At 73.7% G+C, this 17,548-nt stretch carries 16 protein-coding genes; 10 read left to right on the forward strand and 6 right to left on the reverse strand.

The annotated features are described in order from the left end of the window. Position 1 precedes the first annotated feature (1 nt). The 6 genes from VE614_RS25715 to VE614_RS25740 all read left to right on the forward strand — a co-directional run bounded on the left by VE614_RS25715 (position 2) and on the right by VE614_RS25740 (position 6,251). Positions 2–2,854 carry an NHLP bacteriocin export ABC transporter permease/ATPase subunit gene (locus VE614_RS25715; protein WP_324941716.1) on the forward strand — a complete coding sequence of 951 codons (2,853 nt, stop codon included), beginning with the start codon at positions 2–4 and terminating at the stop codon, positions 2,852–2,854. A 139-nt stretch (positions 2,855–2,993) separates the two neighbouring features. Next, a complete protein-coding gene (locus tag VE614_RS25720) occupies positions 2,994–4,001 on the forward strand; it encodes a Ppx/GppA family phosphatase (RefSeq protein WP_324941719.1) in 1,008 nt (335 codons plus the stop codon). 37 nt (positions 4,002–4,038) lie between these two features. Further along, positions 4,039–4,269 carry a hypothetical protein gene (locus VE614_RS25725; protein ID WP_324941722.1) on the forward strand — a complete coding sequence of 77 codons (231 nt, stop codon included), beginning with the start codon at positions 4,039–4,041 and terminating at the stop codon, positions 4,267–4,269. 112 nt (positions 4,270–4,381) lie between these two features. Next, a complete protein-coding gene (locus VE614_RS25730) occupies positions 4,382–5,389 on the forward strand; it encodes an iron-containing redox enzyme family protein (RefSeq protein ID WP_324941724.1) in 1,008 nt (335 codons plus the stop codon). Further along, positions 5,390–6,064 carry a HemK2/MTQ2 family protein methyltransferase gene (locus VE614_RS25735; protein ID WP_324941727.1) on the forward strand — a complete coding sequence of 225 codons (675 nt, stop codon included), beginning with the start codon at positions 5,390–5,392 and terminating at the stop codon, positions 6,062–6,064. Next, the gene (locus tag VE614_RS25740) at positions 6,045–6,251 is read left to right on the forward strand and encodes a CDGSH iron-sulfur domain-containing protein (RefSeq protein ID WP_324941730.1); all 207 of its coding nucleotides are present in this window, start codon (positions 6,045–6,047) and stop codon (positions 6,249–6,251) included. The genes VE614_RS25735 and VE614_RS25740 overlap by 20 nt, the downstream gene beginning before the upstream one ends. A 133-nt stretch (positions 6,252–6,384) precedes the next feature. Here the strand turns inward: VE614_RS25740 and VE614_RS25745 are convergent, their stop codons facing one another. Next, positions 6,385–6,807: a subtilase-type protease inhibitor gene (locus VE614_RS25745; RefSeq protein WP_324941732.1), complete on the reverse strand. Its 423-nt coding sequence runs from the start codon at positions 6,805–6,807 to the stop codon at positions 6,385–6,387. Positions 6,808–7,282: 475 nt separating this feature from the next. Here VE614_RS25745 and VE614_RS25750 point away from each other — a divergent pair, with 475 nt between their 5' ends. From VE614_RS25750 to VE614_RS25765, 4 genes are all read left to right on the forward strand, one after another. Continuing rightward, positions 7,283–7,978 (forward strand): alpha/beta fold hydrolase, encoded by a 696-nt coding sequence (locus tag VE614_RS25750; protein WP_324941735.1) that lies wholly within the window; start codon positions 7,283–7,285, stop codon positions 7,976–7,978. A 67-nt stretch (positions 7,979–8,045) separates the two neighbouring features. After that, positions 8,046–9,215: a lactate 2-monooxygenase gene (locus tag VE614_RS25755; protein WP_324941738.1), complete on the forward strand. Its 1,170-nt coding sequence runs from the start codon at positions 8,046–8,048 to the stop codon at positions 9,213–9,215. Continuing rightward, positions 9,212–9,352 carry a hypothetical protein gene (locus tag VE614_RS25760; protein ID WP_324941741.1) on the forward strand — a complete coding sequence of 47 codons (141 nt, stop codon included), beginning with the start codon at positions 9,212–9,214 and terminating at the stop codon, positions 9,350–9,352. Before VE614_RS25755 ends, VE614_RS25760 begins: the two co-directional genes overlap by 4 nt. 66 nt (positions 9,353–9,418) lie before the next feature. Then, entirely contained in the window at positions 9,419–9,640 is a 222-nt protein-coding gene (locus VE614_RS25765) for a hypothetical protein (protein ID WP_324941743.1), read from the forward strand. Positions 9,641–9,652: 12 nt separating this feature from the next. Here VE614_RS25765 and VE614_RS25770 read toward each other — a convergent pair whose 3' ends face one another. From VE614_RS25770 to VE614_RS25790, 5 genes are all read right to left on the reverse strand, one after another. Continuing rightward, the gene (locus tag VE614_RS25770) at positions 9,653–11,233 is read right to left on the reverse strand and encodes an RICIN domain-containing protein (protein WP_324941746.1); all 1,581 of its coding nucleotides are present in this window, start codon (positions 11,231–11,233) and stop codon (positions 9,653–9,655) included. Positions 11,234–11,706: 473 nt separating this feature from the next. Next, positions 11,707–12,084, reverse strand: a complete 378-nt coding sequence (locus tag VE614_RS25775; RefSeq protein ID WP_043505615.1) for a hypothetical protein — start codon at positions 12,082–12,084, stop codon at positions 11,707–11,709. Between the two features lie 2 nt (positions 12,085–12,086). Then, positions 12,087–12,332 carry a hypothetical protein gene (locus VE614_RS25780; protein ID WP_043505614.1) on the reverse strand — a complete coding sequence of 82 codons (246 nt, stop codon included), beginning with the start codon at positions 12,330–12,332 and terminating at the stop codon, positions 12,087–12,089. 144 nt (positions 12,333–12,476) lie between these two features. Continuing rightward, positions 12,477–14,714 carry a glycoside hydrolase family 9 protein gene (locus VE614_RS25785; protein ID WP_324941751.1) on the reverse strand — a complete coding sequence of 746 codons (2,238 nt, stop codon included), beginning with the start codon at positions 14,712–14,714 and terminating at the stop codon, positions 12,477–12,479. 279 nt (positions 14,715–14,993) lie between these two features. After that, positions 14,994–17,363, reverse strand: coding sequence for a SpoIIE family protein phosphatase (locus VE614_RS25790; RefSeq protein ID WP_324942023.1), 2,370 nt, complete (start codon positions 17,361–17,363; stop codon positions 14,994–14,996). Positions 17,364–17,548 lie beyond the last annotated feature (185 nt).

Below are 17,548 nucleotides of genomic sequence, written 5' to 3' on the forward strand. Positions count from 1 at the left end.
GATGACGACGGTCGACGAGGGCGATCTGGTCCTGGGCGCCCTGGGATCGCTGGGCACGCCCATCGACGGGTCGGCCCTGACCCGGCTCGACCTGGAGGGGCCGCAGGTGCTGTGGCTGGTCGCGGCGGGCGCGCTGGACCTGTTCGCGGTGGACGCGGCCCAGCAGGGCCACTGGCATCACCTGGGCCGCCTCGAGGCGGGCACGCTGCTGCTCGGCCCGGTCGCGGGCCCGCAGCACACGCTGGTGGCCCGCCCGGTGCGGGACTGCGTGGTGCACCGCATCGGCCTGCGCGAGCTGTACCAGCCCGCGGCCACCCAGACCTGGTCGTACGACGAGTACGGCAACCCGCAGTACGTACCGCCGACGACGAGCCCGCTGGAGTACGCCCTCGCGCTGGGCGTGGGCCGCGGCCTGTCGGTCCTCTTCCAGGCGCCGATGGCGTCGGAGGGGGCGGCGGAGGGTGGGGGTGCCCCCGTGCGAGGTCATTCGGGCATGGGGGACGACGACGACGTCTTCTGGATGCAGGTGCCGCCGGGCAGCGTGCAGTACGGCGCGCTGTACGGCGCGGAGGCCGCCGCCGATCTGCTGATGGACCCGGCGGTGTGGCAGAGCATGGTGGACCAGCAGTACCGCCTGCTGACCACGCTGGACCGCTGGATCGAACAGCTGGAGCGCACCCACGAGACCCGCACCGCGGCCGGGATCAAGGCCGGTGAGCAGGTCCGCGCGCAGGCCGACCGGACGCTGCTGGCGTCCATCGGCCGCTCCTCGGAGCGGCCCGTCACGGCCGCCGACGCGGACGCCACCTACGCGGCGTGCCGGCTCGTGGCCCGCGCGTCCGGGATCGCGCTCGCCGACCCCGGACACGGCGGCACCGAGAGCGACCGCCTGGACCCGGTCGAGCGGATCGCCCTCGCCTCGCGGGTGCGTACCCGGGCGGTGCGCCTCGACGGCACCTGGTGGCGGGACGACGTCGGTCCGCTGGTCGGGCAGCGGGCGCTGTCCGGGGCACCGGTCGCGCTGCTGTGGCGGCGCGGCGGCTATGTGGCCGTCCATCCGGCGACCGGCCGGGAGACACCGGTCGAGAAGGCGAACGCGGCCGAGTTCGCGCCGCGCGCGGTGATGTTCTACCGGCCGCTGCCGGACCGACCGCTGGGCCCGTTGGGGCTGCTGCGGTTCTGTATGCGGGGCACCCGACGCGATCTGACGGCGCTGCTGCTCAGCGGGCTGGTGACGGTGGCGATCGGCGCTCTGGTGCCCATCGCGACCGGCAAGGTGCTCGGCGAGTACGTGCCGACGGCACAAGGAGGGCTGATCGGTCAGGTCTGCGCGGCGGTGATCGTCAGCAGTGTGGTCGCGGCGGCGTTCATGCTGCTCCAGAACTTGACCATCCTGCGTCTGGAGGGCCGGATCGAGGCGACGCTCCAGCCGGCCGTGTGGGACCGGCTGCTGCGGCTGCCGACGAAGTTCTTCACCGGGCGTTCCACCGGCGAGCTGGCGAGCGCGGCGATGGGCATCAGCGCGATCCGCCGCCTGCTCGCGGGCGTCGGGCCGACGGTCGCCCAGTCGGTGACGATCGGCGCGATGAACCTGGGTCTGCTGCTCTGGTACAGCGTGCCGATGGCGCTGGCGGCGCTCGGCATGCTCGTCGTCGTCGCCACCGTCTTCCTCGGCCTCGGGCTGTGGCAGGTGCGCTGGCAGCGGCGGCTGACGGTGCTCACCAACAAGCTGAACAACCAGGCGTTCCAGACCCTGCGGGGCCTGCCGAAGCTGCGGGTGGCGGCGGCCGAGAACTACGCGTACGCCGCGTGGGCGGACGAGTTCGCGCGCAGCCGGGAGCTCCAGCAGCGGCTCGGCCGGATCAAGAACCTGAGCGCGGTGCTCGGCGCGGTCTATCTGCCGCTGTGCTCGCTGGTGATGTTCATGCTGCTCGCGGGCCCGGCGCGCGGGGCGATGTCGGCGGCCGACTTCCTCGCCTTCCACACCTCGGTCACCATGCTGCTCAGCTCGGTCACCCAGCTGACCGGCGCGTTCGTGTCGCTGGTGGCGGCGCTGCCGCTGTACGAGCAGATCAAGCCGGTGCTGCGGGAGCTGCCGGAGGTGCGCACGGCCAGCACCCGGCCGGGGCGGCTGTCCGGCGCGATCGAGGCGCGGCGGCTCTCCTTCCGCTACTCCGACGACGGGCCGCTGGTCCTCGACGACGTCTCCTTCGACATCCGGCCCGGCGAGTTCGTGGCGATCGTCGGCCCCAGCGGCTGCGGCAAGTCCACACTGCTGCGGCTGCTGATCGGCTTCGACCGGCCGGCCTCCGGCAGCGTGCTCTACGACGGCCAGGACCTGGCCGCGCTCGACCAGTCGGCCGTACGGCGGCAGTGCGGGGTGGTGCTCCAGCACGCCCAGCCGTTCACCGGGTCGATCCTGGACGTCATCTGCGGCACCGAGCCGTACACCCCGGAGGAGGCGATGGCGGCGGCGGAGATGGCGGGGCTCGCCGAGGACATCCGGCGGATGCCGATGGGGCTGCACACCATCGTCGCGGGCAACGGGGCGATCTCGGGCGGCCAGCGGCAGCGGCTGATGATCGCACAGGCGCTGATCCGCCGGCCGCGCATCCTCTTCTTCGACGAGGCGACCAGCGCGCTGGACAACGAGACCCAGCGGCGGGTCATCGAGAGCACCAAGGCGCTCCACGCCACCCGGGTCGTCATCGCGCACCGGCTGTCGACCGTGCTGGACGCCGACCGCGTGATCGTGATGGAGGACGGCAAGGTCGCCCAGCAGGGCCCGCCCGCGCGGCTCCTCGCCGACACCGGCGGACGGCTGCACGAGCTGGTGCGCCGGCAGCTGGCCTGAATCCGGCGGGTGCGGCCGGGCGCGGGCGACCCCCGGGCGCCGCGCTCCCGCCTCGCGGTGGTCCGCGTGCCTCGACGCGCCGTACCGTGATCATCCCGCCGGGGACTGACGGCGTGCATATCCGGGTACTCGCACTGCCATGCGAATCAGCGTGGTGGACGTGGGCTCCAAGACGGTGCGGCTGGTCGTGGCGGACGCGGAGGGTGGCGTGCCGCTGCCCGTGCACACCGCGAAGTGGCGGTTGCGGCTCGCCGACGAGGTGCAGCCCGGCGCGCCGATCCCGCAGACCGCCGTCGACCGCCTCGCCGAGGCCGTCGCCGACGCCGACCGCACCGCGAGCAAGTGGGGCGCGGCCGGGCCGCTGGCCTTCGCGACCGCGGTGGTGCGGGCCGCTCCCAACCGCCGGGAGGTGCTGCGCGCCGTACGCCAGCGGACCGGTGTGGAGCTGTGCACGCTCCCCGGCGAGCTGGAGGCCGAGCTGACGTTTCTCGCCGCGCGGCGCTGGATGGGCTGGCGGTCGGGACCGCTCGCCCTGCTGGACATCGGCGGCGGCTCGCTGGAGGTGGCGTTCGGCCGCGGGCGGCTGCCGGACTACGTCGCCTCGCTGCCGCTCGGCGCGGGCCGGCTGACCCACGAGTTCTTCACGGAACAGGATCCACCGGCGCCGGAGCAGGTGCGGGCGCTGCGCCGCAAGGTCCGCCACCAGATGCGGGACGCCGGGGCCCGGATCCGCTGGGAGGGGCCGCGCACCGCCGTCGCCACCTCCCGCACGTTCCAGCAGCTCGGCCGGTTGTGCGGGGCCGCCCCGGGGCGGTACGGGCCGTTCGCGGAGCGGCGGTTGCGCCGCGCCGACCTGCGGACGGCGGTGGAGCGGCTGGCCGCGCTGCCCGCCGCCGAGCGGGCCCTGCTGCCCGGCATCTCCGCCCCGCGCGCCGGGCAGAGCCTGGCCGGTGCGCTGGTCGCGCACACGGCGATGAAGGTGACCGGCCTGCGGTCGCTCACCGTCTGCCCCTGGGCGATCCGGGAGGGCGTGCTGCTGCGCCACGTCGAGGACGGCCCGTCCTGGTGGGCGGGGGTCTGCCGGCTCGACGAGGAGTCCGTCAGCGCCGAACCGGTGCCGCTGCGCATCGCGAGCACCACATCCTGACCTGCATCTGACCCTGCGACCGGAAGGAGCGGTCACCGTGTCGGCCGACGACAAGCACTCTGACGACAAGCATGCGGAGGGCAGGCACTCCGAGGTCAAGCACCGCGGGGAGGAGCAGCCGGAGACCGCGTTCGAGGAGGTTCTCCAGGAGATCCTCGACGAGGAGCGGCGGGTGCGCGACACCGACGAGCAACGGCGCCGGCGGGGCGAGGCCGGGGAAGCCATCACCCCGAACACCCGGGCGCAGGAGGAGTCCGAGAGCGAGTGAGCCACAGGACGGCGGACCCGCCCCGGCCGCGTCCGCCGTCGCGGTGGTCCCGGGTTCTCGCTGATGACGCGGCCGTGGGCGCGGAGAGCCCGTACCGGGGTACCCGTCTCACATGGAACACGAAGCACAGCGACTGCCCACGCCCCGCGGCCCCCTCTCGGCGGCCGTGATGGACTGTCTGCGGGCGAGCGGCCCGGCCCCGGACCCCGATTCGGTCGCGGACGCGGCCCCGTACGGCGACGACCTCCAGCTGGCCCTGTACCTCTGCTACGAGCTGCACTACCGCGGTTTCGCCGGGGTCGCCCCCGAACGCGAGTGGGACCCCGAGGTGCTCCGCGCCCGGGCGGCGCTGGAGCGGTGCTTCCTGTCCGCGCTCCGCGCGGACGCGCCGGTGCACGACGGTGTCGAGGACGCCATCGCCGATCTGCTGACCGAACCGGTCGACGGCGCCGGCGTCAGCCACTTCCTGCGGGACGAGGGCGAACTGTGGCACCTGCGCGAGTACGCCGCGCAGCGTTCCCTGTACCACCTGAAGGAGGCCGATCCGCACGCCTGGGTGCTGCCGCGGCTGCGGGGCCGGGCGAAGGCGGCGATGGCGGCGGTGGAGTTCGACGAGTTCGGCGGCGGGCGCGCCGACCGGGTGCACGCCCGGCTGTTCGCCGACCTCATGGCGGACCTGGGCCTGGACACCACCTACGGCCGCTATCTGGAGGTGGCGTCCGCGGAGGCCCTGGCCACGGTGAACATGATGTCCCTGTTCGGACTGCACCGTGCCCTGCGGGGGGCCCTCGTCGGTCACTTCGCCGCGGTGGAGATCACCTCGTCGCCCGGTTCCCGGCGGCTGGCGGAGGCGATGCGGCGCACCGGGGCCGGGCCGGCGGCCGAGCACTTCTATGACGAGCACGTGGAGGCGGACGCGGTGCACGAGCAGGTGGTCCGCCACGACGTCATCGGCGGTCTGCTGGAGGACGAGCCACAGCTGGCGCGGGACGTGGCGTTCGGCATCGACGCCACGAGCCTGGTGGAGGACCGCCTCGCGGACCGGTTGCTGTCCGACTGGCGGGCGGGCCGCTCCTCACTGCGCGAGCCCGCCACTTCTGGTATCTCCCATATTTCCTGAATGGCCGGGTACTGGGAGGGGGTGAATCCCTTCATCGCACCCGGCGTCTACCGACCGCAGGAGGACACGTCCCTCCTGGCGGCGGCCCTGTCCGACGAGCCTTTGCCACCGGACGCGAGCGTCCTGGACGTGGGTACCGGCAGCGGCGCGCTGGCCCTCGAGGCCGCGCGCCGCGGCGCCCGTGTCACCGCCGTGGACGTCTCCCGGCGGGCGGTGTGGACCGCGTGGGTCAACGCCCGGCTGTCGAGGCTGCCGGTGCGCATCCGGCACGGCAATCTGTTCGAGCCGGTGCGCGGGCAGCGGTTCGACCTCATCCTCGCCAACCCGCCGTACGTGCCCGCTCCGAACGGGAGCCTCCCGCCCCGCGGCCGGGCCCGGGCCTGGGACGCGGGCCGTGACGGGCGGCTTCTGGTGGACCGCATCTGCCGGGAGGCACCCGGCGTGCTGCGACCGGGCGGGGTCCTGCTGATGGTCCACTCGGCGCTCAGCGACCCGGACCGCACGGTGGCGCAACTGCGCGAGGAGGGCCTGAAGGCGGCCGCGACCCGGCGGTCCCGGATCCCTTTCGGCCCGGTGCTGAGCGCCCGGGCGGACTGGCTGCGGCAGCGGGGCCTGCTGGACCCCGCCGAGGAGAAGGAAGAGCTGGTGGTGGTCCGTGCCGAACTCCCCGTCTGACCCGCCCCGCCGGATCCGGGCCCGCCGTGAGGGCCCGATGCTCGTCGAGGGGCCGGTGGAAGTGGAACTGGACGACGGTACGACCGTCTCCTCCGACCGTTTCCGGGTCGCTCTGTGCACCTGCCGGCGCAGCCGCCGGTTCCCCTGGTGCGACACCAGCCACCGCGACAAAGCGCGGGGCCACTGATCGAGAGGCCGGCGGGCGGCCCCACTCCGCCCGCCGGCCCCTGTCACGAGACCGCCCCGAGCCGTGACAGGAACCCGCACTCCCCACCTGCGGGCCTCCTGCTGCCATCACGGCTCCGGCACGATCCCGGTCTCTAGAACGCGTAGACGCTGGTGGCGCTCGCGTTCATCACGCACTCGTTGGCGAAGGTGCGCTCATAGGAGACCCGCCGGCCCTGCCAGACACCGTCCACGGTGACGACCACGGGGTCGTACTGGCGGGTGCAGACGATGCCGCTCTCGCTCTCCAGCGCGGTGAAGTCACCGCCGACGCGGCGCAGCTCGGCGCAGGCCGAGACCGGATCCGGGTGCGTGCCGGACGGCCTCGGGGCGCACGAGAGGGTCACCGCGCGCTCGGGGGTGACCCCGGTGGCGGTCTCGCCGTGACCCACGGTCAAGACCAGGGCGGAGGGGGCGTAGAGGGTGGCGGGCGCCGCTTGCGCGGTCCCGGTCATGGGTGCGGCAAGCGCGGTGGCTGCGAGGGCGAGGGTCGCTGCCCGGCGCGCGAAGTTCCGCATTGTGTGCTTCCTTCCGCTCGATTGCGTTGAGTACCGGACCGCACGCTGTGAGTGCCGACCGGCGAGCGCGAGTCTGCCGAGTCCGGCGCCGAAACTCACATCGACCCCACCGGTTTCAGTAACCTTGCGTATTGAATCAGTGGCGTGAAGTTACAGGATTCGAACGTTCCAATTGCCAATCTGCGCGGATCTTGATCGTTTCGAGTGGCCGAATGGCTGGTTTCACCGGCTTCGTCAATCGGCTTGAAACATTCCGAATCTGTCGCACACCACCCCCCGCAGGACGTCCGGCGTTCAGCCGGATGTGGTCGAACCATCCACTTCTCGCGCGGAGGATGGATGAACCGTCCCCTGACCCGGGTCTTGATCAGGGCGTAGGGTCGTCGGTTCCCCGGGAACGGGCTCGGCCCGTGCCGCCGGTCGCCGGGCCCGGCGCCGGAGCGGCGTTGTCAGACCCGGCGGCTACCTTCGCCGCATGACCGACTTCGTATTGGTGGCGGGGGCATGGCTCGGGGCCTGGGCGTGGGACGAGGTGGCGGACGGACTGCGCGCGGCCGGGCACCGCGCGCACCCGCTGACCCTGTCCGGCCTCGCCGAGAAGCAGGGCGTACCGGCCGGACAGGACACGCATGTGCGGGACATCGTCGACGCGGTGGAGCGGCTGGAGGCGCGCGACGTGGTCCTCGTCGGGCACAGCTACGCCGGCATCCCGGTCGGCCAGGCGGCCGAGCGGATCGGCGGCCGGCTGGCCCGGGTGGTGTTCGTCGACGCCAACGTGCCGGTCGGCGGGGAGTCGTTCCTGTCCGGCTGGCCCAGCGACGGCGTCCGCCGCTCGATCGAGGAGAACGGCGGCGTCTGGCCGCCGCCGGACGCCACGGAGTTCGCCGGGCAGGACCTGACGGACGAGCGGATCGCGCGGATCCTCGCCCGCGCGAGCCCGCACCCGGGCGCCTCGCTGACCGAACCGGCCGCCCTGGACCGCCCGCTCGCCGAGCTGCCCGCGACGTACGTCAAGTGCCTGCTGGACGGCGAGGAGCCGCTGCCGGCCGCGGCCGAGGCACTGAAGAGCGAGCGCTGGGAACTGGTGACCCTGGACACCGGCCACTGGCCGATGTTCTCCCGGCCGGGCGAACTGGTGCGGGTTCTGCGGGAATCGGTGCGCACCGGCTGATCCCACCGCGACGTACCGGCCGGTATGGTCGGCGTTCGGCGCAGGCTCGACGGCGAGAGGCGGACGGATGGCCAGGCACTGGGCGGACTTCCAGTACGAGATCTACCTGGGCGGGATGACGGGGGCGATACCCCGGCTGCCCACCGACCTGACCCGGCTGGAAGAGCTGACCGAACGGCGGCTCGGCCCCGGACCGGTCGGCTACGTCGCGGGCGGCGCCGGCGACGGCAGCACCGCCCGCGCCAACCGGGCGGCCCTGCGACGGCGCCGGATCGTGCCGCGCATGCTGCGGGACGTCCGCGAGCGCGACCTGTCGGTCGAGGTGCTGGGCCGGGCGCTGCCCGCGCCGCTGGCGCTGGCCCCGGTCGGCGTGCTGTCCATCCTGCACCCCGACGCCGAACCCGCCGCCGCCCGGGCCGCCGCCGCGCAGGGCGTTCCGTACATCCTGTCCTCGGCGTCCAGCACGCCGATGGAGCAGGTGGCCGAGGCGATGGGCGACGCGGAGCGCTGGTTCCAGCTGTACTGGGCCAAGGACCGCGAGGTGACGCGGAGTTTCCTCGACCGGGCGAGGACGGCCGGATACAGCGTCCTGGTGGTCACGCTGGACACCCCGCTGCTCGCCTGGCGGCCACGCGATCTCGACCAGGCGTATCTGCCCTTCCTGCACGGCGTCGGCACCGCCAACTACTTCACGGACCCCGCCTTCCGGGCCGGCCTCGCCAAGCCGGTGCACGAGGATCCGAACGCGGCCGTGGCGCACTTCGCCGGCATGTTCGCCGACCCCGGAAAGACCTGGCCCGACCTCGCCTTCCTGCGGGAGCACTGGGACGGCCCCCTCGTTCTCAAGGGCGTGCTGCACCCGGACGACGCCCGGCTCGCCGCGGAGGCCGGGGTGGACGGCGTGGTGGTGTCCAACCACGGCGGCCGTCAGGTGGCCGGTTCGGTGGCCGCGGCCGACGCGCTGCCCCGCGTCGCCGAGGCGGTCGGCGACCGGCTCACCGTCCTGTTCGACAGCGGTATCCGCACCGGCGACGACATCGTCAAGGCACTCGCGCTCGGGGCCCGAGCCGTGCTGGTCGGGCGGCCGTACGCCTACGGGCTCGGCCTCGACGGGCAGGCGGGCGTCGAGCACGTCATCCGCTGCCTGCTCGCCGAACTCGACCTCACCCTCGCCCTGTCGGGCCACGCCACGCCCGGCAGCGTGACCGCCGCCGACCTCGTGGAGGAGACCGCGTGACCGCCCGGAAGAACGTGCTCGCGGTCGTCCGCCGCACATCGGCGGCCGGACGGCCGGGGCGGGGCTGGGCCCGGCGGTTCCCCGCCGAGGCGGACGTCACCGCGTCGAGGCCACCGACGAGGATCACGGCGCCCTGAGCGCGGCCCGGTTCATCGTCACGGCCCTCGCCCCGGTGACCGCCAACACCTCGCAGCCTCAACGGCTTGGCCCTGGTCCAGTGCGCGAGCCACGAGTACGACTATCTCGGCACGGCCGCCGCGCGGGCCCACGGGGTGGAAGGTCCCGGACGTCGTCCTCTCCCCCACGCCGCCGGCGTCACCCGCGAAACGGTCGTCCGCGTCGCCCTGGCCGCCGTACGCAACGCCTCCGCCTTCCTGACCGGCGGCAGTCCCCGGGACGTCGTGATCCCCGGCCCCGGCATGTGACTCGGCCTGCCGCTAGCGTGCGTCCGGCAGACCCGCCTGGCGGGCCGTCGCGGAGATTGTTTCGGCGGCCGAGAGGGAATCCGCCTCGGTGGTCGCCGGGTCCGCGAGCCAGCGTTGGGCGGAGGAACCGTCCCGGACCTTGACGACGAGGTCGGCGCCGGGCGCGTCGGTGGCGGGCGCGAGGGCGAGCTGCTCGTCCCAGCGGGGCAGCAACTCGCCCTGAGCGGTGAGGTCGTAGCGCACGTCGTCACCGCGCTCGTCGTCCGCGTCGGCGCAGGTGCCGAGGATGACGACCCCCGCGTCCGCGTGCGAGTCCAGGCACAGCCGCGGGTCGGCCACACTGCGCAGCAGTCCGTCGTCCTCGTACGACCACTGCTGGGTCCACTCCTCGGAGCAGGCCGCCAGGGCGGCCTCCGCGCCCGCCCTCGGCTCGCCCTGGACGTCGAGGCACAGATCGGTGGCCGCGTTGCGGAGCCTGGTCTGCCGGGGTGCGCTCGGCAGCCGGGCGGCGTCGGGGGGCGCGGTGACCGTGCCGGTGCCGGGGGCGCCCGAGTCGCCGCGGTCGGTCGCGCCGGCGGAGGCCGCGGGGTCCGCGTCGCCGTCGTACGACAGGCTGGTGGCGAGGACGGTCGCGAGCAGTCCGGCGGAAGCGATCCCGACGCCGGTGCGCAGTGCCCGCGCGGAGCGGGCCGCCGCACCGGGGAACCTCGGCAGCACGCGGGGGCGTCCGGCGCGGCGCGCGCCGCGGGTGCGCGGGCGGTGCTGGGTGCGGCCGGGCCGGGAGTCGAGGTAGCGGCGGGCGCCCCAGCCGAGCACCGCTTCGGCGAGCAGCGCGCCGAGTCCGTTCTCGGCGTGGCTCAGCTGGTCCGCGGCGTCCCGGCAGTGGCGGCATTCGGCCAGATGGTCCTGGACATCGGGGAGCAGGGCGCCGCCGCGCCGGATCGGCACGTCCAGCAAGCGGTTGTAGAAACGGCAGTCCGGGCTGGGGGCGAGTTGCCGATGTGCGCGGACGCACCCTTCCCGGAATTTCTCCCGGGCCTGTTCCAGGGTGATCGCCGCGGTGTCGGTGTCCATGCCGAGCAGTGCGGCGGGGAAGTCGAGCGGTTCGGCTTCGACCTCGGTGTGCCACAGCAGACAGCGGGCCGGTCCGGGAAGCTCGTGGAAAGCGCGTTCGGCCAGCTTGCGGTTTTCCGGCGTCATGGACTTGGCGGCGCGCATACCGCGCCCTCCGGCGGGTTTCCGCAACTCCGGGAGGACAGCGGCTGTCCGGTCCTCGGCGGACCACTGACGCACGGTGTCCCGCACGGTGACGAGCAGCCGCGGACGCAGCGCGACACCGTTGTCGCCGAGGGTGAGCCGGTCCAGGACCTGGTGGCAGGCGGCGGCGGTGACCATGGCGGCGACCTGCGCGTTCGAGGCGAGGCAGATACTCGCGTAGGCGTGCGCGGACGGCCAGTGACGGGCCATCAACTGGGCGGTGGCCCGCGAGACCTCGGCGTCCGGGACGCCGCTGAGCCGGGCGGCCAGCGACTCGTCGGAGGGGCCGGGGACGCCGTCGGGGAACGGCGGTGGAGCGGGGTGGGGGGTGAGCACTGAGCGGTTTCCTTCCCACGTATATGGGACAGCCGGGAGTTCTGTTCGCCGAAAGGAACCCGGAGGGGAAGCCGGACTTGGTGCATACCTTTATGGCGGGCCATCGGGAGCAGAAATTCCCGGTGGATCACTTTTGCACAACCGAGTCGTGCACAACAAGGCGCTCGGGCAACATCAGCCACACTGAAACAAAGTCAGATTCGGCCCGCAACTCGCGCTGCGCGCCTCGCCATTCGCTTTTACCCGCACCCCGTGTGAATCCGGCGCCCGCGACGGGGATGATACGCGCGCTCCCGCCGGCGGGAGCCCCGCGGTGCACTGGTGCCGGCCTCCTCGCGAGGCCGCGCGCGGGACGGCGGCACCGTCGCGCGTCACGGCCGCCGGCCGTGTTCCTCCCGCCCTCGGCCGGCGGCCTCCGCCGGGGCGGGAGGGGCTCGCCGGCGCCGGGGCGCCGCCGGGCCCGTGGCGCCGGGTCAGATCTGCCAGGAGCGCAGCCGGTCCGCGGCGCCGTAGACGTCGGTCCTGCCGTCCATCAGATCGCGGGCGAGGTCGACGAGGGCGCCGTAGGGCGGGTCGATGCCGGCGCCGCTGACGAACATGTAGGCCACGGCGGTGGCGCAGGCGAAACGGGCGTTCGCCGAGGGCAGCGGGCGCAGCAGGGCGAGGGTGTGCAGCAGCGCGGCTGCCCGCCAGGCGGGGTCGGAGTCGACGCCGAGCCGGGGCGGGTCGACGCGGTGCCGGGCGACAGCGGCGACCAGCGCGGAGAAGTCGTTGATGGTCGGCTGGTCCGGCAGGACCTCTTCGTGCCGCTGGAGCAGCCAGGGCACGTCGATGTGGAGGACGGGTGCCATCGTCAGGCGGCCCGTCCCTCGCCACCGGCGGGCGGCTCGTCATCGGGGAAGGCGGCCGCGAATTCGTCGGCATGGGCGGTGAAGAAACGGCGGAAGGCCTCCGCGCCTTCCTTCAGCGCCCGGTGCCGGGCGATGTCGGCCGCGGCGGCCTCACGGACGAGGGCCTTCATCGACGTCCCGCGCTCCTTGGCGATCTGCCGCAGGTCCTCCAGCTCGCGCTCACTGAACTCCACGTTGAGGGCTGGCATGGCCTCACGGTACCGCGCGGGTACTTACTCGTAAATATCCCCAGCTCAGGATGGGCCGTGAACGGTACCGAGGGGTCCGAAAGCGATCGGAATCGATGAGATGTGCAGCACATTCGAACCCCTCGGAAACCTAGGCGAACGCGTTCAGTCCTGGTCCGCCACGAAGGCCGCCATCCGGGCCAGGGCCGCGTTCCAGTTGATGGTGATCTCGTTGGTCGACCACGACTGGATGTCGTCGATGTAGCAGAACTGGCCGACACATCCCTGGAGTCTGCTCTGCGCCAGCGGGTCCTGGATGCTCGAGTTCGGGCCGCCGGACAGCGAGCCGGCCGGCGGGTTCGGCAGCCTCGGGTCGAGCTGGCGGGCGTACCAGCGGCTGTGCTGGTTCCGCGCGCTCACGTCGCCGTAGCCGGTGACGTAGGAGATGTTCAGCGCGTTGCGGCCCAGGACGTAGTCCATGGCCTGGACGGCGCCGTCGCGGTACTTGGCGGAGCCGGTGATGTCGTACGCCGTGGCCAGCACGACGGCGTTGTTGAGGACCTGGTGGGTGGAGCCCCAGTCGTACTTGTTGTCCTCGGGGGCGTACGGCAGGCCGTAGGGGTGGGCCTTCAGGGTGGCGAGGTAGCGGTCGGCGCCCTTCACGACGGACTGGCGGACCTTGTCCCGGCCGGGGAGCCTGCTCGGCACGGTGGCCAGGTCGAGACGGGCGGCCGCGGCGGTGCGGGCCCAGTCGAAGCCGAGCGGGCCGAAGACGTCGGCGGTGTGCACCGGGGAGTCCAGGACGTGGTCCGCGAACCGCTGCTCACCGGTGGTGAGGTACAGCTCGGCCGCCGCCCAGTAGAACTCGTCCTCGACGGCCCGGTCCGGGTAGGCGCCGCCGCCGATGCCGTCGTTCTCGTCCGCGAGGACGGCCGGGTGCGCCTCGGCCGCCGCCCAGGCCTTGCGCGCCGCGGTGAGCGCCCGCGCCGCGAACTGGGGGTCGTGGGGCTTGTAGAGCCGGGCCGCCTGGGCGGCGACGGCCGCGAGGTTCAGGGTCGCCGCGGTGGTCGGCGGGTGCAGCTCGCGCTTCTGCGGGTCGTCGCTCGGCAGCAGCGGCAGCCCGGTCCAGTTCTCGTCGTGGATCTTGTGGTGGGCCATGCCGGCCAGCGGCTGCCCGTCCGGGACCTGCATCTTCAGCAGGAAGTCCAGCTCCCAGCGGACCTCGTCGAGCAGGTCGGGCACCTTGTTGCCGCTCTCCGGGATGGCGAGCGTGCCGTCGCGGAACCGTTCGACCTCGCCGGTGCGGGCGTACCGGGCCCGCTCGTACGTGCTCAGCAGCTCCCAGACGGAGATGCCGCCGTTGACGACGTACTTGCCGTGGTCGCCCGCGTCGTACCAGCCGCCGGAGACGTCGAGCCGGTAGTCGCACACACCCGGCTGGCAGGGGACGTCGGTGTCGCCCTGGTTCGGTGCCACGCCGACGTGGCCGGCCGGGCGGCCGTAGCCCGGGCGCAGGTCGTCGCGGATCGCGAGACCACTGCGCTGGGTGTAGTAGAACTTCGCCGCGTCGGCGGCCAGCCGGTCGTAGGCGGCGGTGCCGATGTCGAAGGGGTGGCTGGTCTGCCCGTCGGCGACCAGGGTGAAGCCCTTGCCGCGGGTCCGGTACGCGCCGAAGTCGACCGAGTGCACGTTCTGCCCGGAGGAGGCGTCCGTGCCGCGCGGCACCGTCCAGCCCCGTGCGACCACGGCGCCGTCGGCGTTCTTCAGCTGCCAGGGCAGGCGACCGGTCGCGTCGGTGACGAGGGTGGCGTTCTTCGGCCCCGCGGGCAGGTAGGCGACCTGGTTGACACGGACCCGGGGCCCGGTGTCGGGCTCGTACGGCTCCGGTGCCACCCCGCCGAGCAGCGAGACGTCGTCCATGCAGAACCGCCAGGGTCCGGCGCTGCCGCCGAGCTGGAAGCCGACCTGGCCCTGGGTGGTGTCGACGGGCGAGGTGAACGTGTACGCGTAGGTGTTGCCGGAGACGCTGAGCTGCGGGCTCACCTCGAACCAGGTGTCGTAAGGGGCCGCCGAGAGCCCCACGATGGCCCGGACCGTGTGGTCGGCGGGGGTGCCGTCGGCGTAGAAGGAGAAGCGGTACGACTCCCCCTTCACGAGCGTGAGGTCGTTCTGTCCGACGGCGGCGTCCCAGCGGTTGGCCGTGCCGCCGGGGACCTCGGCGCACAGCCGCCCGCCGGACAGGCCGGCGGTGACGTTGCTCGTGGTCCACCAGGGCTCGGTGGTGGTGTCGAAGGTGCCGTTCCTGACCTGCTCGACCTCGTCGGCCTGGGCCGGAACGGTGGTGAGCGCCGTGCCGATGAGTGCCGTCAAGGACAGCAGGGCGGCGGTTCTGCGTCGTCTCACGTCGGGGCTCCTCGGGAGGTGCGGGTGGCGCTCCACACTTATGGGAGCGCTCCCAAGATGGGGACGCAGGCCATCGTTGTGGGAGACATGACATGGCGTCAACGGTCCGGAGGAGACTGGTTCGACTGCTTCGGCATCTCCCCCGGACCGCCGCGTCCGGACCGGACCGCGCCCGCGCGTGGGGTGCCGACTTCGCGGCACCCCTCAGGGGGCGTCTCGCCGATCATGCCGGGCTCGCGGTGTCCGGCGCCTGATCCGGCCTGATCGACGAGACGATCCCTAGGCCACCCGGATGCCCACCAGGCAGGTGTCGTCGTCCGTGTCCGACCTGCTGTACGTCAGCAGCCGGTCCAGCTGCTGGTCCAGCGCGGTCGGCGCCGCACGGGACGCCGTGGTCAGCAGGTGGGTCAGCGACTCCTCCACGGAGCTGTCCCGGCGTTCCACCAGACCGTCGGTGTACATCAGCAGCGTGTCCTCGGGCGCGAGCCGCACCTCGCCCTCCTCGTACGGCGCGTCCGGCACGGCACCCAGCAGCAGCCCCTTGAGCAGGGGCAGCGGAGCGGCCTCGCCGTCCCGCACCAGCACGGGCGGCAGATGGCCCGCCCGGGCCCAGCGCAGGGTGCGCTCGTCCGGGTCGAACAGCGCGCACACGGCCGTGGCGGTGACGGCACCGGTGAGATGGTGCGCCACCAGGTTGAGCCACGACAGCAGCTGGCCGGGCCCGGCCCCGGTGACGGCCAGCCCGCGCAGCGCGTTGCGCAGGACGACCATGCTCGTCGCGGCCTCGATCCCGTGGCCCGCCACGTCCCCCACGCACAGCAGCACAAGCCCCGACGGCAGGACCACGGCGTCGTACCAGTCACCGCCGACCAGATGCTCCGTCTCCGCGGGCCGGTAGCGCACGGCCACCTCCATCCCCGGCACCCGGACCGGGGCCTGCGCCGGCGGCATGATGGCGTGCTGCAACTGGAGCGCCAGCCGGTTCCGCTCGGCGGCCTGCTGCTCGGTGTGCGCCAGCTGGTCGCGGGTGGCCGCCAGGGCCACCTCCGTCCAGTGCTGGGCCGAGATGTCCTGGCAGGCGCCCCGGACCACGAACAGCCGCCCGTCCGTGTCGAGGACCGGCTCGGCGACGACGCGGATATGACGGGTGACGCTGTCCGGCCGCTGCAACCGGAAGGCCGCGGACGCGGGCCGCCGCTGGTGCAGCACCGTGCGCAGGAAGCGGCGGATGGTCACCGCGTCGTCCGGATGGGCGTGGGCGGGAAGCTCCTCCAGCGGCACCGGCGGGCTGGTGGGGGGACGGCCGTACAGGTCGAACATCTGGCCGTTCCAGGTGATGTCGCCCGTCAGCAGGTTCTCCTCGAACCCGCCGACGCGGCCGAGCCGCTGGGCGTGCTGGAGCAGGCTCGCCAGCCGGGCCGTCTCGTCCTCGATGCGCCAGATCAGCAGCACGCTGTTGCCGTGCCGGCTGATGCTGATGTCCGCCACCGCCGACAGCGGCACCTGGTCCACCAGCGCGGTCAGCCGCATCCGCCGCGCCCGGAACGGCTCGCCGGTGGCGTAGACCCGCTCGATGCGCTGGAACAGCTCGCTGCCCCCGGCCGTCATCGGGTACGCCTCCAGCAGCAGGGCCCCGCTCACCACCGCCCGGGGCCGGCCCGCGGGATCCAGGAAGCGGGTGTTGACGTGCTGGATGCGGAAGTCCGCCAGCCGCCCGGAGTCGTCGAGATAGGGCTCCAGCACCAGGGCCGGGTCGTGCAGCCCGTCGGCGAGGTCCATCAGCTCCGCAGTGTCCGGCATGATCCGCGGCTCGTGGACCGCGTCCTGCTGCGGCGGGTACGTCTCCAGGGTGTGGGCGCACAGCTCGGCCAGCGCCTCGACCTGGCGGATCACCTGGGGAGGCTGCGGCTCCAGCGGCGCCGGCCAGGCGATCTCCAGCACCCCGTGGATGCGTCCTCCGGTGCCGGCGGGCACGGCGACCCGGCCGCCGTCCGGGTGGGCGTTCCGGCCGACGGTGGGCAGTCCGGTGTTCGCGAGCGACGTGATCCACTGGCCGCTGCGCTCGGTGAGCGCGCGGCGCGCCACCGTCGCCACGTCCGGCGGCACATAGCGCCACCGTGACGCCTCGGCCGGGGCGAACCCGGCGCTGCCGGAGAGGCTGAGCGAACCGTCGGGGCCTGCCGCCCACAGGGCCACGGCCACCGCGCCGAGCGGGCGCAGCGCGTGCTCCAGCAGCGAGCCGACGACGGCCTGCGCGTCGGGCGCGGCGAGCGCCGCGCTCTCCGCGGCGCGCAGGCGTACGGCGGCCTGCTCCTGCCGCGCCGCACGTGCGCCCGTGGCGGCGAGGAAGGCGTCCGTGGCCTCCGCCACCCGGTCCCGGGCCGCCTGGTTGATGACTTCGACGGCGAACTCCAGGGAGCTCATCCGGGCCTGCTCGGCCAGCTCCTCTAGTTGCCGGGCGGCCTGCGCCGGGCCGCAGCCGAGCCGCTCCACCAGGATGCCCTTGGCGAGTTCGACGAGCGCCCGCCCCTCCGCCTCGGCCTGCGCCGCCCGCACCTCCCGCCGCAGCCGCTCGACCGTGGCGGCCAGCCTGCCGACGGGCGAGGTCGGAGCGACACCGGCGAGATCGCGGACCGCGCCGACCGGCACGGGCGATCGGGCGCCGTCGCCGCCGGTCCCCGCGTCCGCGGCCTCGTCGGCCGGCGAGGGCGCCGCGTCGGTGCCGGTGAGACCGGGCTGCGGCGTGGAGGCGTCCGCGGGGGCGGAGGCCGCCCGGGGCGGGGGTGCGGTGGTGTCCGGGGCGGCGCTCGTTCCCGCCGGCGCCGGGTGGCCGG

Source organism: Streptomyces sp., assembly GCF_035645055.1.
Classification (GTDB): Bacteria; Actinomycetota; Actinomycetes; order Streptomycetales; family Streptomycetaceae; genus Streptomyces.